At 63.6% G+C, this 17,154-nt stretch carries 18 protein-coding genes; 7 read left to right on the top strand and 11 right to left on the bottom strand.

All coding sequences use genetic code 11. The features are described 5' to 3' along the window. Window positions 1-153: 153 nt before the first annotated feature. Both C7I85_RS07010 and C7I85_RS07005 read left to right on the top strand, forming a co-directional pair. Window positions 154-933 (top strand): Bax inhibitor-1/YccA family protein, encoded by a 780-nt coding sequence (locus C7I85_RS07010; protein WP_106723256.1) that lies wholly within the window; start codon window positions 154-156, stop codon window positions 931-933. Window positions 934-1,059: 126 nt separating this feature from the next. Next, window positions 1,060-1,632 carry a GNAT family N-acetyltransferase gene (locus C7I85_RS07005; RefSeq protein WP_106723255.1) on the top strand — a complete coding sequence of 191 codons (573 nt, stop codon included), beginning with the start codon at window positions 1,060-1,062 and terminating at the stop codon, window positions 1,630-1,632. A 24-nt stretch (window positions 1,633-1,656) separates the two neighbouring features. On the opposite strand, the gene C7I85_RS07000 is transcribed toward C7I85_RS07005, so the two are convergent. The 3 genes from C7I85_RS07000 to acnA all read right to left on the bottom strand — a co-directional run bounded on the left by C7I85_RS07000 (window position 1,657) and on the right by acnA (window position 6,157). Further along, window positions 1,657-2,046 carry a DUF2794 domain-containing protein gene (locus tag C7I85_RS07000; protein WP_106723254.1) on the bottom strand — a complete coding sequence of 130 codons (390 nt, stop codon included), beginning with the start codon at window positions 2,044-2,046 and terminating at the stop codon, window positions 1,657-1,659. 425 nt (window positions 2,047-2,471) lie between these two features. Further along, complete coding sequence (locus C7I85_RS06995) at window positions 2,472-3,239, bottom strand: DUF1223 domain-containing protein (protein ID WP_106723253.1); 768 nt, start codon at window positions 3,237-3,239, stop codon at window positions 2,472-2,474. A 227-nt stretch (window positions 3,240-3,466) separates the two neighbouring features. After that, window positions 3,467-6,157 carry an aconitate hydratase AcnA gene (gene acnA, locus C7I85_RS06990; RefSeq protein WP_106723252.1) on the bottom strand — a complete coding sequence of 897 codons (2,691 nt, stop codon included), beginning with the start codon at window positions 6,155-6,157 and terminating at the stop codon, window positions 3,467-3,469. A 280-nt stretch (window positions 6,158-6,437) separates the two neighbouring features. On the opposite strand from acnA, the gene ccmA reads away from it, so the two are divergent. From ccmA to C7I85_RS06965, 5 genes are all read left to right on the top strand, one after another. Then, window positions 6,438-7,043, top strand: a complete 606-nt coding sequence (ccmA, locus tag C7I85_RS06985; protein ID WP_106723251.1) for a heme ABC exporter ATP-binding protein CcmA — start codon at window positions 6,438-6,440, stop codon at window positions 7,041-7,043. Next, on the top strand, window positions 7,043-7,708 hold the full coding sequence (gene ccmB, locus C7I85_RS06980; protein ID WP_106723250.1) for a heme exporter protein CcmB: 666 nt from the start codon (window positions 7,043-7,045) through the stop codon (window positions 7,706-7,708). Before ccmA ends, ccmB begins: the two co-directional genes overlap by 1 nt. A gap of 145 nt (window positions 7,709-7,853) precedes the next feature. Next, window positions 7,854-8,024: a heme exporter protein CcmD gene (ccmD, locus tag C7I85_RS06975; RefSeq protein WP_106723249.1), complete on the top strand. Its 171-nt coding sequence runs from the start codon at window positions 7,854-7,856 to the stop codon at window positions 8,022-8,024. Next, a complete protein-coding gene (locus C7I85_RS06970; protein WP_106723248.1) occupies window positions 8,021-8,602 on the top strand; it encodes a DsbE family thiol:disulfide interchange protein in 582 nt (193 codons plus the stop codon). The genes ccmD and C7I85_RS06970 overlap by 4 nt, the downstream gene beginning before the upstream one ends. Window positions 8,603-8,631: 29 nt before the next feature. Continuing rightward, window positions 8,632-9,690, top strand: a complete 1,059-nt coding sequence (locus C7I85_RS06965; RefSeq protein WP_106723247.1) for a DUF2332 domain-containing protein — start codon at window positions 8,632-8,634, stop codon at window positions 9,688-9,690. A 63-nt stretch (window positions 9,691-9,753) separates the two neighbouring features. Here C7I85_RS06965 and C7I85_RS30525 read toward each other — a convergent pair whose 3' ends face one another. The 8 genes from C7I85_RS30525 to C7I85_RS06930 form a co-directional block, all read right to left on the bottom strand. Continuing rightward, a complete protein-coding gene (locus tag C7I85_RS30525) occupies window positions 9,754-9,921 on the bottom strand; it encodes a DUF1127 domain-containing protein (protein ID WP_146148840.1) in 168 nt (55 codons plus the stop codon). A gap of 136 nt (window positions 9,922-10,057) precedes the next feature. After that, the gene (locus tag C7I85_RS06960; protein WP_106723246.1) at window positions 10,058-10,585 is read right to left on the bottom strand and encodes an NADPH-dependent FMN reductase; all 528 of its coding nucleotides are present in this window, start codon (window positions 10,583-10,585) and stop codon (window positions 10,058-10,060) included. Between the two features lie 79 nt (window positions 10,586-10,664). Then, window positions 10,665-11,312 (bottom strand): septation protein A, encoded by a 648-nt coding sequence (locus tag C7I85_RS06955; RefSeq protein WP_106723575.1) that lies wholly within the window; start codon window positions 11,310-11,312, stop codon window positions 10,665-10,667. Between the two features lie 57 nt (window positions 11,313-11,369). Further along, window positions 11,370-13,127 carry a signal recognition particle-docking protein FtsY gene (gene ftsY, locus C7I85_RS06950; protein WP_106723245.1) on the bottom strand — a complete coding sequence of 586 codons (1,758 nt, stop codon included), beginning with the start codon at window positions 13,125-13,127 and terminating at the stop codon, window positions 11,370-11,372. 11 nt (window positions 13,128-13,138) lie between these two features. Then, on the bottom strand, window positions 13,139-14,422 hold the full coding sequence (gene mtaB / locus C7I85_RS06945; RefSeq protein WP_181257110.1) for a tRNA (N(6)-L-threonylcarbamoyladenosine(37)-C(2))-methylthiotransferase MtaB: 1,284 nt from the start codon (window positions 14,420-14,422) through the stop codon (window positions 13,139-13,141). After that, the gene (dapF, locus tag C7I85_RS06940) at window positions 14,422-15,303 is read right to left on the bottom strand and encodes a diaminopimelate epimerase (RefSeq protein WP_106723243.1); all 882 of its coding nucleotides are present in this window, start codon (window positions 15,301-15,303) and stop codon (window positions 14,422-14,424) included. Before dapF ends, mtaB begins: the two co-directional genes overlap by 1 nt. Before the next feature lie 106 nt (window positions 15,304-15,409). Next, on the bottom strand, window positions 15,410-15,931 hold the full coding sequence (locus C7I85_RS06935) for a Dps family protein (protein ID WP_106723242.1): 522 nt from the start codon (window positions 15,929-15,931) through the stop codon (window positions 15,410-15,412). 97 nt (window positions 15,932-16,028) lie between these two features. Further along, the gene (locus tag C7I85_RS06930) at window positions 16,029-17,045 is read right to left on the bottom strand and encodes an MBL fold metallo-hydrolase (RefSeq protein ID WP_106723241.1); all 1,017 of its coding nucleotides are present in this window, start codon (window positions 17,043-17,045) and stop codon (window positions 16,029-16,031) included. Window positions 17,046-17,154: the final 109 nt, after the last annotated feature.

The raw sequence follows: 17,154 nt of genomic DNA, 5'->3' as shown, positions 1-17,154 counted from the left end.
CAGGACAATCACGCCTCGTTTCGGTCTGTAACGGGTCTTGTTCTCGCCGGAAAGAATCATCATATTTGCCGCAGGCATGCTGGAGTCCCGCCAGCGGCGCCTGGGTTTTAATGAATCCGACACCGGACGGGGCAGAAGCAATAGAGGAAATCAATGGCTGACCTTCGCAACTATCAGACGCGCGTCGCGCCTGCGGGCGCCCGCGCCGGCGCCGTCATCGACGAGGGCCTGCGCGCCTACATGCTAAAGGTTTACAACCTGATGGCGCTCGGCCTCGCAATTACCGGCGTGGCCGCACTGGCCACCATGATGCTGGCCACGACGAATGATCCGGCGACCGCTGTCGCCACGCTCGCCAACGGCAAGATGCTGACCAGCGCCGGTGTGGCGCTTTACGGCTCGCCGCTGAAGTGGGTGGTCATGCTCGCGCCGCTCGGCATGGTGTTTTTTCTGAGCGCCCGCATCCAGACCGTGACCGTCTCCGGTGCGCAGACCGCTTTCTGGGTCTTCGCGGGCCTGATGGGCCTGTCGCTGTCGTCGATCTTCCTGGTCTACACGGCGCAGAGCATCGTCCAGACCTTCTTCATCACGGCCGCCGCCTTCGGCGCGCTGTCGCTGTGGGGCTACACGACCCGTCGTGACCTGAGCGGCATGGGCACCTTCCTGGTGATGGGCGTGTTCGGCCTGATCATCGCGATGGTCGTTAACATCTTCCTGCAGTCTTCGGCGCTGCAGTTCGCGATCTCGTCGATCGGCGTGCTGGTGTTCGCCGGCCTGACCGCCTACGACACGCAGAGCATCAAGGAGATGTATTTCGAGGACGACGACGTTATGGTCGCCGGCCGCAAGGCGATCATGGGCGCGCTGAGGCTCTACCTCGACTTCATCAACCTGTTCACCTTCCTGCTGCAGTTCCTCGGCAACCGCGAGTAAGCGGAACCTCGCAGCCTGACGGCTGCGACTGGAGCAGCAACAAGATCGGGGCGGCCCTTGGGTCGCCCCTTTTCTTTTGGCGCGCAACCTGCTTGAATTCGGGCACAATTCAGAGGTGCCTAAATAATGAGCAGTATTATCATTCGGCCGGCTGTGCTGAGCGATCTCGACGCGATCACTTCGATCTACGAAGATGCAGTTGTGCACGGCACCGCAAGCTACGAGCTCGAGCCGCCGTCCCGCGCAGAGATGGCGGAACGTTTCGCGGCGCTGCAGTTGGAAAGCTATCCCTATTTCGTCGCCGAGCGTGACGGTTCGGTCGTCGGCTATGCCTATGCCGGCCCGTTCAGGAGCCGGCCGGCCTATCGGTTCATCGTCGAGAATTCGATCTATGTTGCGCCGAGCGCCAAGGGACAGGGCGTCGGCCGGCGGCTTCTCGAGCGCCTGCTGGCGGAGGCGACTGCGCTCGGCTTCCGCCAGATGATTGCAGTGATCGGCGACGGCTCGCCGCAGAGCCCTTCCGTGCGCCTGCACGAGCGAGCCGGCTTCCGTCATACCGGCGTGCTCGTCGGCTCCGGCTACAAGCACGGCCGATGGCTGGACACCGTGTTCATGCAGTATGAGATGAATGGCGGTACGAGCGTCGCGCCGGATCCCGAATCGCTGCCGGAGCGGAATTTTGTGGCCAGCCGCGGCTAGCTTCCGCGCCTGATAACCGGCGGCTCAGGCCTGGTGGACCAGCTTGAGCTTCTTGTCGAAGATGCCCAGGACGCGGGCGAGTTCATGCCCGCGCTTGAGGATCAGTCCGCCGGCGGCGATGACGCTGAAGGCGCCCTGCTTCTTGGCCAGCTTCGGGTCCTTGACGATCTGGAACAGGGGGGTCTCCGAGGCGCGGCGGAAGACGGAGAACACGGCGCGGTCGGAGAGATGGTCGATGGCATAGTCGCGCCATTCATTGGCGGCCACCATGCGTCCATACACCCTGAGGATCTGGTCCAATTCGCGCCGGTCGAAGGAAACCAAGGCGTTCTGTCTTTCGCGTCTTGCCTCATGAAGCGGAATCAATATTGCCGATTCCTCCCCACCCTCCCCTGCCTTTCCGCGATCGATCATCCGGATGTGCCTTCCATGACAACTGAGTGACAAGAAGGGTCGCGCTTTCATTTGCGAATTGCAAGCCCTGGAACCATCGAGTATACAACCAGGGGTAATCCATAAATCGAATGCCCCTCAATCAAAAGGGGATTTGCGTTCCTGGCGGGGTGCTCACGAACGCGTACATCCTGTTTTCATTGGTGATTCCGCGCCATATTTCTGCCGCTTTTTATCCGCGTTCGCGCCCCATTGTCAGACGAGTTTGTACGCGTTGCCTGAGACGGTTCGGTCCGGCACTGGCCTGTAAACCCCAAGCCCCCCGCCCACGGGTCTGGGTCGGATCGAACCAACCTCGGCTTTTCCGTAAGAAGCCGAGTGCGACGATCCCAAACCAACTAACCGGTGCCGGCATCGAATTGGGCGCCGGTTTTTTTATTGCCTGATTATTTCAGGGACTGCTGCTCGTCCGTCTTGCGAAAGATCGCGGCACCCAGGATCGGGCCGGGCACGCCGTCCTTTCCAACCGCCTGCAGCAGCACTGCGCAGCCGCCGTTCTCGGCGATCTTGCTGGCCGGGAATTCGTATTTGGCAGCTTCGCCGCGCCACACGCCGGCCGTCTTCACATCGGTCACCGAGTTCCAATAGGTGATCGAGCGACCTTCATTCTCGCCCTTCTTCATGTCCACGCGCTGAGGGGGCGCGAAGAAAACCAGCACCACATGCGCCTTGCGCGGGGCCGCGCCATTGGCGCCGCCGGTCTCGATCATGAGGCTGTCGCCGACCTGCTGGACCGACACGTCGACGCTCAGTCCCTGGCCGGCCTTGTTGAGCTCGTCGAACGCATCGGCAATGTCGGCGCGCTTGGCTCCGTTGACGTGGATCCGGCCGTTGATCACCGCCTGAGGGGTATAGACGGAGCGAGTGCCGAAGGAGCGCGAATAGGCATATTGGCGATCGGTGCTGTCCGGGTTGCTTAGCGTGTCGCGCCAGCCGAGATAGTCCCAGTAATCGACATGGTAGGCCAGCGCCACCAGGTCGCTGTTGGTCGCGAATTCCTCAAAAAGCTTGTCGGCGGGCGGACAAGTGCTGCAGCCCTGGCTGGTGAACAGTTCAATCACGCCGCCAGGACGCGTCCCTGCGCCAGCCGTAGCCGCGAAAATCGGCAATGCCAGCGCCAACACCGCTAGCCGTAAACCCAAACGCGATTTCATGACCGTTCCAAAAGATGCCGGCCGGTTATGCCGGCCCGTTCTCGTTTCTGAAACAATAGCCAGATGCAGACATCAAGGTGAAGTCACGTTGCGGTGACAACTGGGGACGGCAAGCGCAAAGTTTAGACAAATCGCGCCGCAAATCCGCAATTTTCTACCGCGGGGCCATGAAAAAACCGCCGGCGCGAACGCCGGCGGTCTTCAAAGAGCTAGCCGAGGCGACTGGCTCAGGCAGCCAGATCGCGCAGCACGTATTGCAGGATGCCGCCGTTCTTGAAGTAGTCGAGCTCGTCGACGGTGTCGATGCGGCAGAGGATCGGCACGTCCTTCACCGTGCCGTCGGCGAAGGTGACCTTGGCGATCATCTTCTGGCGCGGACGGATGGTCTCCAGGCCTTCGATCGTCACGGTCTCGTCGCCCTTGAGGCCGAGCGAGGCCCAGGATGTGCCTTCCTCGAACACGAAGGGGACGATGCCCATGCCGACCAGGTTCGAGCGGTGGATGCGCTCGAAGGACTGGGCGATCACGGCGCGCACGCCGAGCAGGTTGGTGCCCTTGGCAGCCCAGTCGCGCGAGGAGCCGTTGCCGTATTCGATGCCGGCGAAGATAACCAGCGGCACGCCTTCGGCGCGATACTGCATGGCCGCATCGTAGATCGGCATCTCTTCCTTGGACGGGTAGTGGATGGTGTAGCCGCCTTCGCGTCCGTTTTCGCCCAGCATGTGGTTGCGAATGCGGATGTTGGCGAAGGTGCCGCGCATCATCACCTCATGGTTGCCGCGACGCGTGCCGTACTGGTTGAAGTCGGCAACGCCCACGCCATGGTCGGTGAGGTACTTGCCCGCAGGCGAAGCAGCCTTGATCGAACCGGCCGGCGAGATGTGGTCGGTGGTGATCTTGTCGCCGAACAGGCCGAGCACGCGTGCGCCCTCGATCTTGCCGATCGCGCCGGGCTTTGCGCCCATGCCGACGAAGTAAGGCGGGTTCTGCACATAGGTCGAGGCGTCGTCCCAGGTGTAGGTCTGGCCGCTCGGGGCCTGCACCTTTTGCCAGTTCTCGTCGCCCTTGAAGACGTCGGCATATTTGCGGGCAAACAGCTCGCGCGTGACGTTCTTGGCGATGAACTCGTCGATCTCCTGGGTCGAAGGCCAGATGTCCTTGAGGAACACCGGCTTGCCGTCCTTGTCCTCGCCGATCGGCTCGGTGGTGAGGTCCTTGGTGACCGTGCCGGCCAGTGCATAGGCGACGACCAGCGGCGGCGAGGCGAGATAGTTGGCCTGGACATCAGGCGACACGCGGCCTTCGAAGTTGCGGTTGCCGGAAAGCACCGCCGCGCCGATCAGGCCCTTGTCGTTGATGGTCTTGGAGATCGGCGCCGGCAGCGGGCCGGAATTGCCGATGCAGGTGGTGCAGCCGAAACCGACGAGGTTGAAGCCGATCTGGTCGAGCTCCTTCTGCAGGCCCGACTTCTCCAGATATTCGGCCACGACCTGGCTGCCGGGGGCGAGCGAGGTCTTCACCCAAGGTTTCTGCTTGAGGCCAAGGCGATTGGCGTTGCGCGCCAGCAGGCCCGCGCCGATCAGCACGCTCGGGTTCGAGGTGTTGGTGCACGACGTGATCGCCGCGATCACCACGTCGCCGTGGCCGAGATCGTGGTCGGTGCCTTCGACGGCGTAACGCTTGGCCACGTCGACGGTCTTCTTGTACTCGGTCTCCATCGCCTTGGCGAAGCCGGCCGGGATGGTTTCGAGCGCGGCGCGGCCTTCGGGGCGCTTCGGGCCGGCCATGGACGGCACGACGTCGCCGAGGTCGAGCTCGAGCGTGTCAGTGAAGACCGGATCGGCCGAATCGACCGTACGCCACATGCCCTGCGCCTTGCTGTATTCCTCGACGAGCGCAATGCGGTTCTCGGCGCGGCCGGAAATGGTGAGGTAGCGGACGGTTTCCGAATCGACCGGGAAGAAGCCGCAGGTCGCGCCGTATTCCGGCGCCATGTTGCCGATTGTTGCGCGGTCGGCCAGCGTCATGTTGGAGAGGCCGGGGCCGAAGAACTCGACGAACTTGCCGACGACGCCCTTCTTGCGCAGCATCTGGGTGACGGTGAGCACGAGGTCGGTGGCGGTGACGCCTTCCTTGAGCTTGCCGGTGAGGCGGAAGCCGATGACTTCCGGCAGCAGCATGGAAACCGGCTGGCCGAGCATGGCCGCCTCGGCTTCGATGCCGCCCACGCCCCAGCCCAGAACGCCCAGGCCATTGACCATGGTGGTGTGCGAATCGGTGCCGACGCAGGTGTCCGGGTAGGCCGTGGTCACGCCGTCTTCGGCGTTGGTCCACACCGTCTGGGCGAGATATTCGAGGTTGACTTGGTGGCAGATGCCGGTGCCGGGCGGCACCACGCGGAAGTTGCGGAACGCCTGCTGGCCCCACTTGAGGAACTTGTAGCGCTCTTCATTGCGCTGGTATTCGAGCTCGACATTGCGGGCAAAGGCGCGCGGGCTGCCGAATTCGTCGACGATGACCGAGTGGTCGATGACCAGGTCGACGGGCACCAGCGGGTTGATCTTCTCGGGGTCGCCGCCGAGGTTCTTGATGCCATCGCGCATGGCGGCAAGGTCGACCACGGCCGGAACGCCGGTGAAGTCCTGCATCAGAACGCGCGCCGGGCGATAGGCGATCTCGACGCCGGCGGTGCCGCGGTCGACGAGCCAGCCGGCGATCGCCTGGATGCTCTCCTTGGTGACCGAGCGGCCGTCCTCGTTGCGCAGAAGGTTTTCCAGCAGCACCTTCATCGAGTAGGGCAGCTGGGCGACGCCAGTCAGGCCGTTCTTTTCGGCCTCCGGCAGGCTGTAATAGACATATTCCGCATCCCCTACCTTGAGGGTTCTGCGGCAATTGAAGCTGTCGAGAGATTTGGACACGTGCGATCCCTAACTGTCGGTTGCCGATTTGGGAAACGGACGCCAGTGCATGCAATCACGCGCAAAGGTGCGGGTACGGCCATTTCCGCTGTCCGCTTCCATGCGTCCCGGCCGTTCAAGGCGGCGCGCGCGCTGGTTCGGCGCTAAAAGTGTTACCACGCCGACCGCTGGCATGGTTGGCTGGGATATAGAGAATTTCCTGGAATAGTTCTAGAGCGATAAAAGCAAATTTGCTGCAACGCACATCGGTCGTGGGGCGCGGCTTGGCGAAGGGGATAGGATGCGGCTGATCGCCGAAGAAATTGAAGGGCGGCGCGCCGGCGAGACTATCTTCTCGGGCATTGGCTTTACGCTCGGCGAGGGGGATGGCCTGATCGTCACCGGTCCGAATGGAGCCGGCAAATCGACCTTGCTGCGCGTGGTGGCGGGCCTTTTGCCGCTGGCCCATGGTCGGCTCGAATTCGAAGATGGAGGCGAGGACTTTCCTTCGGTCGAATCAGCCTGCCACTATCTCGGGCCCGACAATGCGATGAAGACCGCGCTGACCGTTTCGGAAAACCTCGCCTTCTGGCAGTCGTTCTTCGGGAGGCCGCATCTTTCGATCCTCGAGGCGCTCGAGATGGTCGGGCTGGAAACGATCGGCCACCTGCCCTTCGGCTATCTGTCGACCGGGCAGCGGCGGCGCGTCTCGATCGCCAAGCTCATGGTCAGCCATCGCCCGGTCTGGCTGCTCGACGAGCCGACCTCGGGTCTCGACAAGCACTCGGAGGCGCAGTTTTCCGAACTGATGCGGATGCATCTTCTCGGGGGCGGCATGATCGTTGCCGCTACTCACCTGCCGCTCGGACTGGAAGGCGTGCAGGAGCTTAGGATGGGGGGACATTGATGCTGGCCCTCTATCTCCGCGATGTCAGGCTTGGCATCCGCGCCGGCGGCGGCGCGCTGACCGGCGTGCTGTTCTTCCTTGCCGTCATCGTCACGATTCCCTTTGGCGTCGGGCCGGATCTCAACCTGCTTGCGCGCATCGGCCCGGCCATTCTCTGGATCGGCGCGCTGCTGGCCTCGCTGCTTGGCCTCGACCGGCTGTTCCAGGCCGAACGCGAGGATGGCTCGCTGGACCTGATGGTGCTGAACCACGATCGCCACCTGCTGGCGCTGACCGTGTTCGTCAAATGCCTGGCGCACTGGACGGCGAGCGTGCTGCCGCTGGTTGTGGCGGCCCCGTTGCTTGGCTTGTTCATGAACATGGAGCCGGTCGGCATCGGTGCGACCGCGCTGACCTTGCTGGTTGGCACGCCCGCCATCACCTTCATCGGTGCGGCGGGTGCGGCGGTCGCGGTGTCACTGCCGCGCGGCGGACTGCTGGTGTCGGTGCTGGTGTTGCCGCTGGTTATTCCGGTGCTGATCTTCGGCGTTTCGGCCAGCTATGGCGCGGTGAACCATCCAAATCCCTTTCTGCAGCCCTTTCTCATCCTCTGCGCGCTGACCCTGTTCCTGGCCGTCATCGGTCCGGTGGCCGCGGCGCTGGCCCTGCGTTCCGGCGCGGACTAGGGCATCACGATCGGGTCATCCCGAATTCGTCGCAGGGCGATTCGATTGCGGAGCTTGAGCGGCGCGGTTATGTAACGGCCATGAGCAAGACAGGTTCTCACAGCGCAGAACGCCTCGCCCCCGGGCTGCCGGGCAGGAGACCTCTATGACCGTGCATGCGCTTTACGTTTCCGCCGCCTATGGGATTTCAGCCTTGGTACTCGCCGGGCTGGTGGCGTGGATATTCGTCGACCAGCGCGCGCGGCGACGGGAGATGGCCGAGCTTGAGGCCAGCGGTGCGCGCCGCCGCTCCGACCGCAAAGGGCCCGCAGCATGAGCATCCAGAGCGAACAGCCCAAACCGCGCCGCAAGCTGCTGGTGCTGCTGCCGCTGGCGATCTTCCTCGTTCTGGCTGCCGTGTTCCTGTCCCAGCTTCTATCGGGGCGCGATATCTCGGCCGTGCCCTCGGCCTTGATCGGCCGCACGGCTCCCGAAACCAAGCTGCCGCCGCTCGACGGTATCGCATTGCCGGGGCTCGATTCCTCCGCCTTTGCCGGCAAGGTCACGCTTGTGAATGTCTTTGCCTCCTGGTGCGCCCCATGCCGCGAGGAGCATCCGGTGCTGATGGCGCTGTCGCAGGACAAGCGCTTCGATCTCGTCGGAATGAACTACAAGGATAAGCCTGAGAATGCCCGCCGTTTCCTGGGCGATCTCGGCAATCCCTATCGGGCCATCGGCGCCGACGAGGCCGGCCGCACCGCGATCGACTGGGGCGTCTATGGCGTGCCCGAAACCTTCGTGATCGGCCGTGACGGCAAGGTGGCCTTCAAGCATGTCGGCCCGATCACGGCCGAGTCGGCGCAGAAGGTGCTGTTGCCCGAAATCGAGAAGGCGCTGGCTGCACCGACATCCTGAGGCTGCAGTCTTCAAATCCGGAGTGTTGCATGAACGAAATTTCTTCGACTGCTGCTCCGGTCATCCGGGACCACTTTGAAATGCAGGCCAGGGCCTGCGATGGGCTTGGCTCTCCCTTTACCGCAAGGCTGTGCCGCTCACTTGCCGGCCTGCTTGACGAAGGCACGCGGACCGGCCGGCGTCTCTTGCAGTGGCCGGGCAATCCACGCGACGATGCCCTGGCGCTGAGGCTTTGCGGCGGCTTGCATGCCCTCGTTCTTTCGGGCTCGGATCGACAGCTCGCCGCCATCTATCCGCCGCAACAGGTCGGCGGCGAGACGATGCGACTGGTGCTGAAAGAGGCGATCCAGCGTAACGACGAAGCGCTCTTTACGGCGCTCGACAACGCGCCGCAAACCAACGAGATCGCCCGCTCGGGCATGCTGCTCCCCGGCTTTTTGACCATTGCGCGTGAAACCGGACTGCCCTTTGCCCTGCACGAGATCGGCTCGAGCGCGGCGCTCAATCTACAGTTCGACCGATTCCTCTATCGCTACGGCGAAGCCGAATGGGGCGATGCCGCCTCCCCGGTTCGGCTGGCGCCGGAATTGCGCGGAAAGCTGCCGCCGCTGGAGGGGAAGATAACCGTCGCGTCTCGCCGTGGCTGCGATGTCGCGCCGGTCGATATCGGCAAGGCGGCGGATCGCTTGCGCCTGCGCTCCTACATCTGGGCCGATCAGGCGCTGCGGCTCGAACGTCTCGATGCTGCCATCGACCTTGCGGCGAGCACCGCTTTCAGGCTTGAGAAGGCCGATGCGGCCGACTTCGTGCGTGCGGAATTGGAATCGCGTCAGGCTGGTTCGGTCTTCGTGCTCTTCCATTCGATCATGTGGCAATACATGCCGCGGTCGACGCGAAACGCGATTACTGAGGCATTGGAAGAAGCGGGAAAGGAAGCTTCCGGCGATGCACCCATTGCCTGGCTGCGCATGGAGCCGCTGTCGACCAGCGACCCCTATGCGACGCTCAGCCTGACCCAATGGCCGGGCGGCGAGACCAGACATCTCGCCAAATGCGACTATCACGGCCGCTGGATCGAGTGGCAGTAGTTTCCAGCACTCCCATTGCCGGAAGCGCGGCGCCTCGATTGCGAGACGCCGCGCAGAATTGGATCAACCGTAGACCTGACGATAGGCGTGGTAGAGCATCTCGCTGCGGTTGCCGTTGATATCGGCAAGATCGCGCGAGGTCAGGCTCTGGATTTCGGCTACGAGCGCATTGTAGCGGCGGCGCTTGGCAATGGCGTCCTTGGCGACCGCGACGGCGTTTGCAAAGATCATGGCGAGTTCTCCTTCTGGGCCGACGCATTCCGGCGACGGTTCGGATCCTCCCTGATCACAAGCAAAGTCTGCCACAGTCATGCTGCGGTGCAACAAGCATCGCTGCATCGCAGCAATGCGACGATTGCATGCCGGGTTAACGGTTGATGAATCGGCCGAACTCGACCAGGCTTGCCCGCATCATGTCGCGGATCACCGGATCATGCAGGATCGGCTCGAAGTCGGGAGGCTTCTTGCCGATCAGAGACACTTCCAGTTCCGCGCCGTCGAAAACCGTCAGAGACATGGTCTTCAGGATCTCGCGCAGGGCCGCGCGAGCGAACATCGACCGCGGCGAGGCGTGAACCAGCATGGCCGGCTTGCCGATCGGCGCCTCTCCAGAAACCAGCCAGTCGAGCGCATTCTTGAGCCCGCCCGGCACGCCATGGGCATATTCCGGGCAGGCGATGATCAGGCCATCGGCGTTGGCGACCGCCTCGGTCAGGCGTGACACCTGTGGCGGAGTGCGCTCGCCTTCGTCATCCGGGCTGAAAATAGGTAGCTCTCCGAGCCCGTCATAGATGGCAAGCTCGAATCCCGGCGGCGCGGTGTCCCGCAAGGCGTGCAGCAGCGCCATGTTGGTCGAGGTCGCGCGCAGGCTGCCGCAGATGCAGAGCAGTCTCATCGCGGGCGGCCCTGTCGCTTCGGGGTTATCGAGGCCGCGCGCGTTTCGACGAACTCCACGGCACCTTCCCCCTAAAAACCTACTTCTTGAACCGCTCGTCCAGCGAGTGCCGCATGATCAGCGGCATCTGGCTGAAGGTGAAAAGCAATGTGATGGGCATGATGCCCCAGACCTTGAAGGCGACCCAGGTGTCGGTCGAAAAGTTCCGCCACACGACCTCATTGGCGATGGCCAGGAACAGGAAGAAGAACCCCCAGCGCAGGGTCAGGATCTTCCAGCCCTCCTCGTCGAGCCTGAAAGCGCTGTCGAAGACGTAGCCGAGCAGCGACTTGCCGAACAAAAGGCCACCGAGCAGGGTGACGCCGAACAGCGTGTTGACGATGGTCGGCTTCATCTTGATGAAGACATCGTCCTGCAGCCACAGCGTCAGCGCGCCGAACACGAAAACCACGACGCCCGACACCAGCGGCATGATCGGCAGGCTGCGCATCACCAGCCATGAGACGATAAGCGCAATCGCGGTGGCGATCATGAACAGGCCGGTGGCGATGAAGATCGGGCCGCCGAAGTCGCTGAGGACCGGGAATTTCTCGACCAGCCATGTGCCGCGGGCATTGGCGAAGAAGAAGACGAGCAACGGCCCAAGCTCAAGCACAAGCTTCAGCAGCGGGTTGATTTCCTTTTTCTTCGGATCGGCCGGGTCGCGTTCAAAGACTGGTGCGTTCATGGTCTCTTTCTTGCGCATAATCTTGACCAAAGAGTGCGCGACTCCTTGGGATCATGCCTAGGCTACTCCAGCGATCGCTTTTGCGAAATCGCCTGCGGAAAATGGTTCGAGGTCGTCGACCTGCTCGCCGACGCCGATGAAATAGACCGGCAGTCGGTGCTTGGCGGCGATGGCGACCAGAATGCCGCCGCGCGCGGTGCCGTCGAGCTTGGTCATTACCAGACCGTTGACGCCGGCCACGTTGCGGAAAATCTCAACCTGGTTCAGCGCGTTCTGGCCGGTGGTGGCGTCCACGGTCTGCAGCACGGTATGCGGGGCTTCGGGATCGAGCTTGCCCAGAACGCGCACGATCTTCTCCAGTTCCGCCATCAGCTCGGCCTTGTTCTGGAGGCGGCCGGCGGTGTCGATGATCAGCACGTCGGAGCCGGCGGCCTTGGCCTTCTCGAAGGCGTCATAGGCAAGACCCGCTGCGTCGGCACCAAGTTTCGAGGAGACCACGGGCGAGCCGGTACGCTCGCCCCAGATCTTGAGCTGCTCGATCGCCGCGGCGCGGAAAGTGTCGCCGGCAGCAAGCATGACCGAAAGCCCGCCCTCGGTGAGCTTGGCGGCGAGCTTGCCGATGGTCGTGGTCTTGCCGGTGCCGTTGACGCCGACCACCAGAATGACATGCGGCTTGTGCGACAGGTCGAGCTCGAGCGGCATGGCGACCGGCTTCAGCACTTTCTCGACCTGCTCGGCCATGACGGCGCGCACTTCCGTGTCGGAAACATCCTTGCCGTAGCGGCTGGACGACAGCGCATCGGTGATGCGGATCGCCGTCTCCATGCCGAGATCGGCGCGGATCAGCACGTCCTCCAGTTCCTGCAGCGTGTCCTCGTCCAGCTTGCGCTTGGTGAAGACGCCGGCGATGCTGCCGGACAGCTCCTTCGAGGACCGGGATAGGCCCTGCCTCAGGCGCTGGAACCAGGTTAGTCTTGGCGCTGGCGCGGTGGGGGCGACCGGCTCGGCCTTCTGCTCGACTTTTTTGGACACCGTCACCTTGCCCGCAGGGGCGGGGGCAAGCGGCGTAGACGGCACGGGTGTAGCGGCGGTTTCCGCCACTGCAACCGGGGCAGAGTGCGATGCCTCCTTCGCGGGTGCAGCAGTTTCGGCTTCCGCGATCGTTTCTATCGGCGTGATTTCAGGCGCCACCTCGTCGCGCAGCGGATCGACTTCCACGGGCGAGGGCTGGCGAAGCGGCGGCAGCACCTCCGCAACCGGCAATTCGATCGCAGGCTCTCGGGCCGGCGCCGGCGGAGCGACTATAGGCTCGGCCGTTTCGGATGTGGGTTCGCCGGGACCGGGCGTGGGCTCCGGAATTTCGACCGGCAGCTCTTCGGGCTGCTCCGCTGGCTCTTCCGGAACCTCCGAAGGAACTTCGGGCGGAACCTCCGATGGAGCCGGAGTAGGCTCGGCAGGAGTCGGAGCGGGCGCCGGCTCATCGGGCAGGGGGGTGGGTTCCTGCGGACTCGGCTCTTGTTCCTTCGCAAGGGGAAGGTGGTCCGCAGGGCCGGAGGGGATCGGTTCAACCGTCGCCGGCGCTTGCGCAACGACAGAAGCCTCGGTGACATCAGCGGCTTCGACCGCGCTCGACGCTTCGGCGACCCGATCGACAGCTTCGATCGATTCTTCGCTCACGGGCGAGGCGGCCGGCGCCTCAGTTTCGTGCGCTTGCTGCTCCAGAACTGGTGTTACTGGAGCTTCCGTCTCCGGAGCGGCTTCCTCGGCCGGTTTCTTGCCGAAGGAGAAGACTTTCTTGATGAAGCCGAATGCCATGCTGTCTCTACTCAGGCCGCGGCCATGGCGGCAGGCGCGGCGATCAGCCGGGCGCCGTCCTGGCCGGTAATGGTGGCGGCAACGATGCTGCCCGGGGCGCCGCCTTCAATGGCCGCAAGCGTAAAACCTTCGGTGCGACCGAGCCCGTCGCGCTCGATCAGGATCGACTGGCTGGTGCCCACCAGTCTTTCGAGATGCCGGCGATAGGCCGCTTCGCCCGCAGCACGCAACCTCGCGGCGCGCTCCTTGATGGCGCGGCCGTTCACCGGCGGCATGCGTGCGGCAGGCGTGCCCTCGCGCGGGCTGAACGGGAAGACGTGGAGATGGGTCAGGCCACACTCTTCCACGATCTTCAGCGAGTTCTCGAACATCGCCTCGGTCTCAGTGGGGAAGCCGGCGATGATGTCTGCGCCGAAGACGATGTCGGGGCGCAGGCTGCGCACTTCCTCGCAGAAGCGGATGGAATCGTCGCGCAGATGACGCCGCTTCATGCGCTTCAGGATCATGTCGTCGCCAGACTGCAGCGACAGATGCAGATGCGGCATCAGCCGCTTCTCGGTGGCGATCGCGTCCATGAGGTCGTCGTCGGCCTCGATGGAATCGATGGACGACAGCCTGAGCCGCTGTACCTCGGGCACCTGCCGCAAAATGGTCTTAACCAGCTTGCCGAGTTTCGGCGCGCCAGGCAGGTCGGCGCCATAGCTGGTCATGTCGACGCCGCTCAGCACCACTTCGGCATAGCCATTGCCGGTCAGCCGCTTGATCTGCTCGACCACCGCGCCCATCGGCACCGAGCGAGAATTACCACGCCCGTAGGGGATGATGCAGAAGGTGCAGCGATGGTCGCAGCCGTTCTGCACCTGCACGAAAGCGCGCGCACGCCCTTCGATCGCATCCACCAGATGGCCAGCCGTCTCGCGCACGGAAAAAATGTCGTTGACGCGCGCCTTCTCGGTGTCGTTGACGCCAAAATCGGGCAGCGCGCGATAATTGTGCGCCTTCAGCTTTTCCTCATTGCCGAGCACGAGGTCGACCTCGCCCATGGCGGCGAAGGCGTCCGGGTCGGTCTGGGCGGCGCAGCCGGTGACGATGATGCGCGCGTCAGGGTTTTCGCGCCGGGCCTTGCGGATCGACTGCTTGGCCTGACGCACCGCCTCGGCGGTGACGGCGCAGGTATTGAAGATCACCGCGCCGTTCTTCAGCGCGCCAAGGCCGGCGGCTTCCGCCTCGCGGCGCATCACTTCCGACTCATAGGTGTTGAGCCGGCAGCCAAATGTGACGATGTCGATACCCATCAGGCGACGTCCTGCTGGTCGCGCTGCCATACGCCGGTGGCGGGGTTGAAGCTGCCCGAGAATTCCCACTCAGCGGGGCCGGTCATGACGACGTGATCATCGTCGCGCCATTCGATCACCAGCGGACCGCCGGGCACGGTGACGGTGACCTTGCGGTCGGTGCGGCGCGTGCGCGCTCCGCAAACGGCAGCCGCGCAGGCGGCCGAGCCGCAGGCACGCGTCAGGCCCGCGCCGCGTTCCCATGTGCGTAGTGTGATGGCGTCTCGCGCGGTGACCTGCGCGATGGAAATGTTGGCGCGCTCGGGGAAGATCGGGTGGTTCTCGAGCATCGGGCCGAAGCGCTCCAGCTCATAGGACCAGACGTCGCGGTCGACCCAGAAGATGGCGTGCGGGTTGCCCATCGAAGCGACGGAAGGCGAGTGCAGCACTGGCGCGTCGATCGGTCCGATCTGCAATTCGATCATGCGCGTGTCGCGAAATTCCTCGGCGAGCGGAATCTCCTGCCAGCCGAAACGGGGGATGCCCATGTCGACGGAGATCAGCCCGTCTTCATGTTCCTGGGCATTCAGGATGCCGGCGACCGTCTCGAAAGTAAAAACCTTCTGCCCGGTCTCGGCGGCCAGCGCCTGAACCACGCAGCGGGTGCCGTTGCCGCAGGCCTGTGCCTGGCTGCCGTCGGAATTGATGATCTCGATATAGTTGACCGTGCCGGCGGTACGCGGATCATGGATGGCCATGATCTGGTCGAACTTGGTGGCCGGATCGGCATTGAGCGCGATCGCCGCTGCCGGGGTCACGCGATCCGCGCGCCCACGCATGTCGGCAACGATGATCTCGTTGCCGAGCCCATTCATCTTGGCGAAAGGCGCAGTCATGCTCATCCGGCCTATATGGCGGAAACGCCGGCGAATTACCAGTATAGAGAAGGGCCGTGCGGCTATTGCGCCACGGCCCCGGTTTCCCGCAGCGGTTCTCCAACGGGAAGCTTCACATCTTCCGGGTCGACTCGAACAGGAACCAGGCGCGGCGCTCGGCCTCGTCGATATAGTTTTCCAGAATGCTCGCCGTGGCGACGTCATTTTCTTCTTCGCAGGTGTCGTGCACCTCGCGCATGGACGCGATCAGCGCCTCGTTGTCCTCGCGCAATTCGCTCAGCATGTCCTCCGGCGTGACGAAATCGGCATCGTTGTCCTGGATACGCTGCAGCCGGGAAATCTGGCCAATGGAATGCAGCGTGATACCGCCGAGCTTGCGGGCCCGTTCGGCCAGCACATCGGTCATATCGAAGATCTGGTCCCCATGTTCGTCGAGCAGCAAATGGTAGTCGCGGAAGTGTGGACCACTCATGTGCCAGTGGAAATTCTTGGTCTTCAGATAAAGCGCAAAAACGTCGGCCAGGAGTGCGTTGAGCGCGGCCGTGATGTCGCGGCGCGCATTGTCGCCAAGCCCGGTCGGTGTGGTGAGAGGCGCCTTGCGATGGGCTTTGGCGGCGGTGCTGGTGTCCGGCATGATAGAGCTCCCTCATGGTGTGCGTTGCCATTCAGAAATGCAGACCGTCGAACTCCGTTCCCAAAAGCGCCGCGGTTTGGCCTGCCGGGCGCCTGATTTATTCGCTTGCCTGCTTCGGGACGTCCCAGACTTCTCCCGCCAGCATCGCGCGAAAACGTTCTCGTGCGATCCCTTGGTCATCCAGCGCCTGCTCGAGCTTGGCGCGCGGTTCTTCGATCGGCTCGTTGGTAAGATGGAAGGTGCCCCAGTGGCAGCCGGCGGCGAAGGCGGCGTTGCAAAGCCGCATGCCACGCACCGCCTCGTCCGGATCCTGGTGTTGCGGGGCCATGAACCAGCGCGGCTCATAGGCGCCGATCGGCAGGATGGCGAGGCGGAATCCGCCATGCTTCTCGGCCATCAGCCGGTAGTTTTCGCCCCCGTGAAAGCCGGTATCTCCGGCGAAATAGATCTTGCCGGATGGCGAGTCGATGACGAAGCCCGACCAGAGCGCCATGCGTCTGTCCTTGGTGCCGCGGGCCGACCAATGGTGCGCCGGTTCGATATGCACGGCGATGCTGTCGAACTCGAAGCGGTCGCCCCAGTCGCCGGTCACGATCCGCATTTCCGGGGCGCGGCTTCGAACGATCGTGTCGTTGCCCAGGGGCGTTATGATGAGCGGGTCATGTGCCGCCTGCAGCCGCTTCAGCGTCGCCAGGTCGAGGTGGTCGTAATGGTTGTGGCTGAGCAGGACGATGTGGATCCGCGGCAGCTCCTCAAACGAAATCCCGGGCGGGTTGACGCGCTTCGGCCCGGCGAAGGGCAGGGGTGAGACCCGTGCCGACCAGACCGGGTCGGTGAGGATATTTATCCCTTCGATCTGCACCAGCAGCGAGGCGTGGCCGACCATCGTAACCCTGAGGTTGCCGTCCGACACGGCCTGCGCGGGCGTCGTTCTCGGAAAGGGGCTTGGCCACGACGACGGCCATTTGGCGCGGCCGCCGCCGAACTGCCACCTCAGCAATGCGGAAAGGCCTCGTGGCGCTTTTCCATTGGGATTGAAGAAGACGCGGCCATCGAAGTGGTCGCTGACAGGTCCTCGGTAATATGGATTGGCAGGTTTCGGCCGTCTGGCCATGCGGGCTCCTGGGCAATCGTTGCGGAGTAGATAAAGGATAGTGACGGGGAAGGCTGGCGCAAGCTTTTGCCGGGGCAAGTGCCAACAGCGCTTCATCGGGTTTGCTAGG

This window comes from Pseudaminobacter soli (ex Li et al. 2025), assembly GCF_003012705.1.
In the GTDB taxonomy this organism is placed as follows: domain Bacteria; phylum Pseudomonadota; class Alphaproteobacteria; order Rhizobiales; family Rhizobiaceae; genus Pseudaminobacter; species Pseudaminobacter soli.
The sequence above is the reverse complement of the archived record's forward strand: the minus strand, read 5'-3'. Positions and strand labels throughout refer to the sequence as shown.

Bases quoted from the DNA above. Each gene is read 5' to 3' on its own strand.
- dapF (WP_106723243.1), bottom strand. From the start codon at position 15,303: ATGAGCATGACTGCGCCTTTCGCCAAGATGAATGGGCTCGGCAACGAG.
- ccmB (WP_106723250.1), top strand. From the start codon at position 7,043: ATGCTGGCCCTCTATCTCCGCGATGTCAGGCTTGGCATCCGCGCCGGC.
- ccmD (WP_106723249.1), top strand. From the start codon at position 7,854: ATGACCGTGCATGCGCTTTACGTTTCCGCCGCCTATGGGATTTCAGCC.
- C7I85_RS06960 (WP_106723246.1), bottom strand. From the start codon at position 10,585: ATGAGACTGCTCTGCATCTGCGGCAGCCTGCGCGCGACCTCGACCAAC.
- C7I85_RS06995 (WP_106723253.1), bottom strand. From the start codon at position 3,239: ATGAAATCGCGTTTGGGTTTACGGCTAGCGGTGTTGGCGCTGGCATTG.
- C7I85_RS06930 (WP_106723241.1), bottom strand. From the start codon at position 17,045: ATGGCCAGACGGCCGAAACCTGCCAATCCATATTACCGAGGACCTGTC.
- ftsY (WP_106723245.1), bottom strand. From the start codon at position 13,127: ATGGCATTCGGCTTCATCAAGAAAGTCTTCTCCTTCGGCAAGAAACCG.
- C7I85_RS06955 (WP_106723575.1), bottom strand. From the start codon at position 11,312: ATGAACGCACCAGTCTTTGAACGCGACCCGGCCGATCCGAAGAAAAAG.
- C7I85_RS07010 (WP_106723256.1), top strand. From the start codon at position 154: ATGGCTGACCTTCGCAACTATCAGACGCGCGTCGCGCCTGCGGGCGCC.
- C7I85_RS06970 (WP_106723248.1), top strand. From the start codon at position 8,021: ATGAGCATCCAGAGCGAACAGCCCAAACCGCGCCGCAAGCTGCTGGTG.
- ccmA (WP_106723251.1), top strand. From the start codon at position 6,438: ATGCGGCTGATCGCCGAAGAAATTGAAGGGCGGCGCGCCGGCGAGACT.
- C7I85_RS07005 (WP_106723255.1), top strand. From the start codon at position 1,060: ATGAGCAGTATTATCATTCGGCCGGCTGTGCTGAGCGATCTCGACGCG.
- C7I85_RS07000 (WP_106723254.1), bottom strand. From the start codon at position 2,046: ATGATCGATCGCGGAAAGGCAGGGGAGGGTGGGGAGGAATCGGCAATA.
- mtaB (WP_181257110.1), bottom strand. From the start codon at position 14,422: ATGGGTATCGACATCGTCACATTTGGCTGCCGGCTCAACACCTATGAG.
- C7I85_RS30525 (WP_146148840.1), bottom strand. From the start codon at position 9,921: ATGATCTTTGCAAACGCCGTCGCGGTCGCCAAGGACGCCATTGCCAAG.
- C7I85_RS06965 (WP_106723247.1), top strand. From the start codon at position 8,632: ATGAACGAAATTTCTTCGACTGCTGCTCCGGTCATCCGGGACCACTTT.
- C7I85_RS06935 (WP_106723242.1), bottom strand. From the start codon at position 15,931: ATGCCGGACACCAGCACCGCCGCCAAAGCCCATCGCAAGGCGCCTCTC.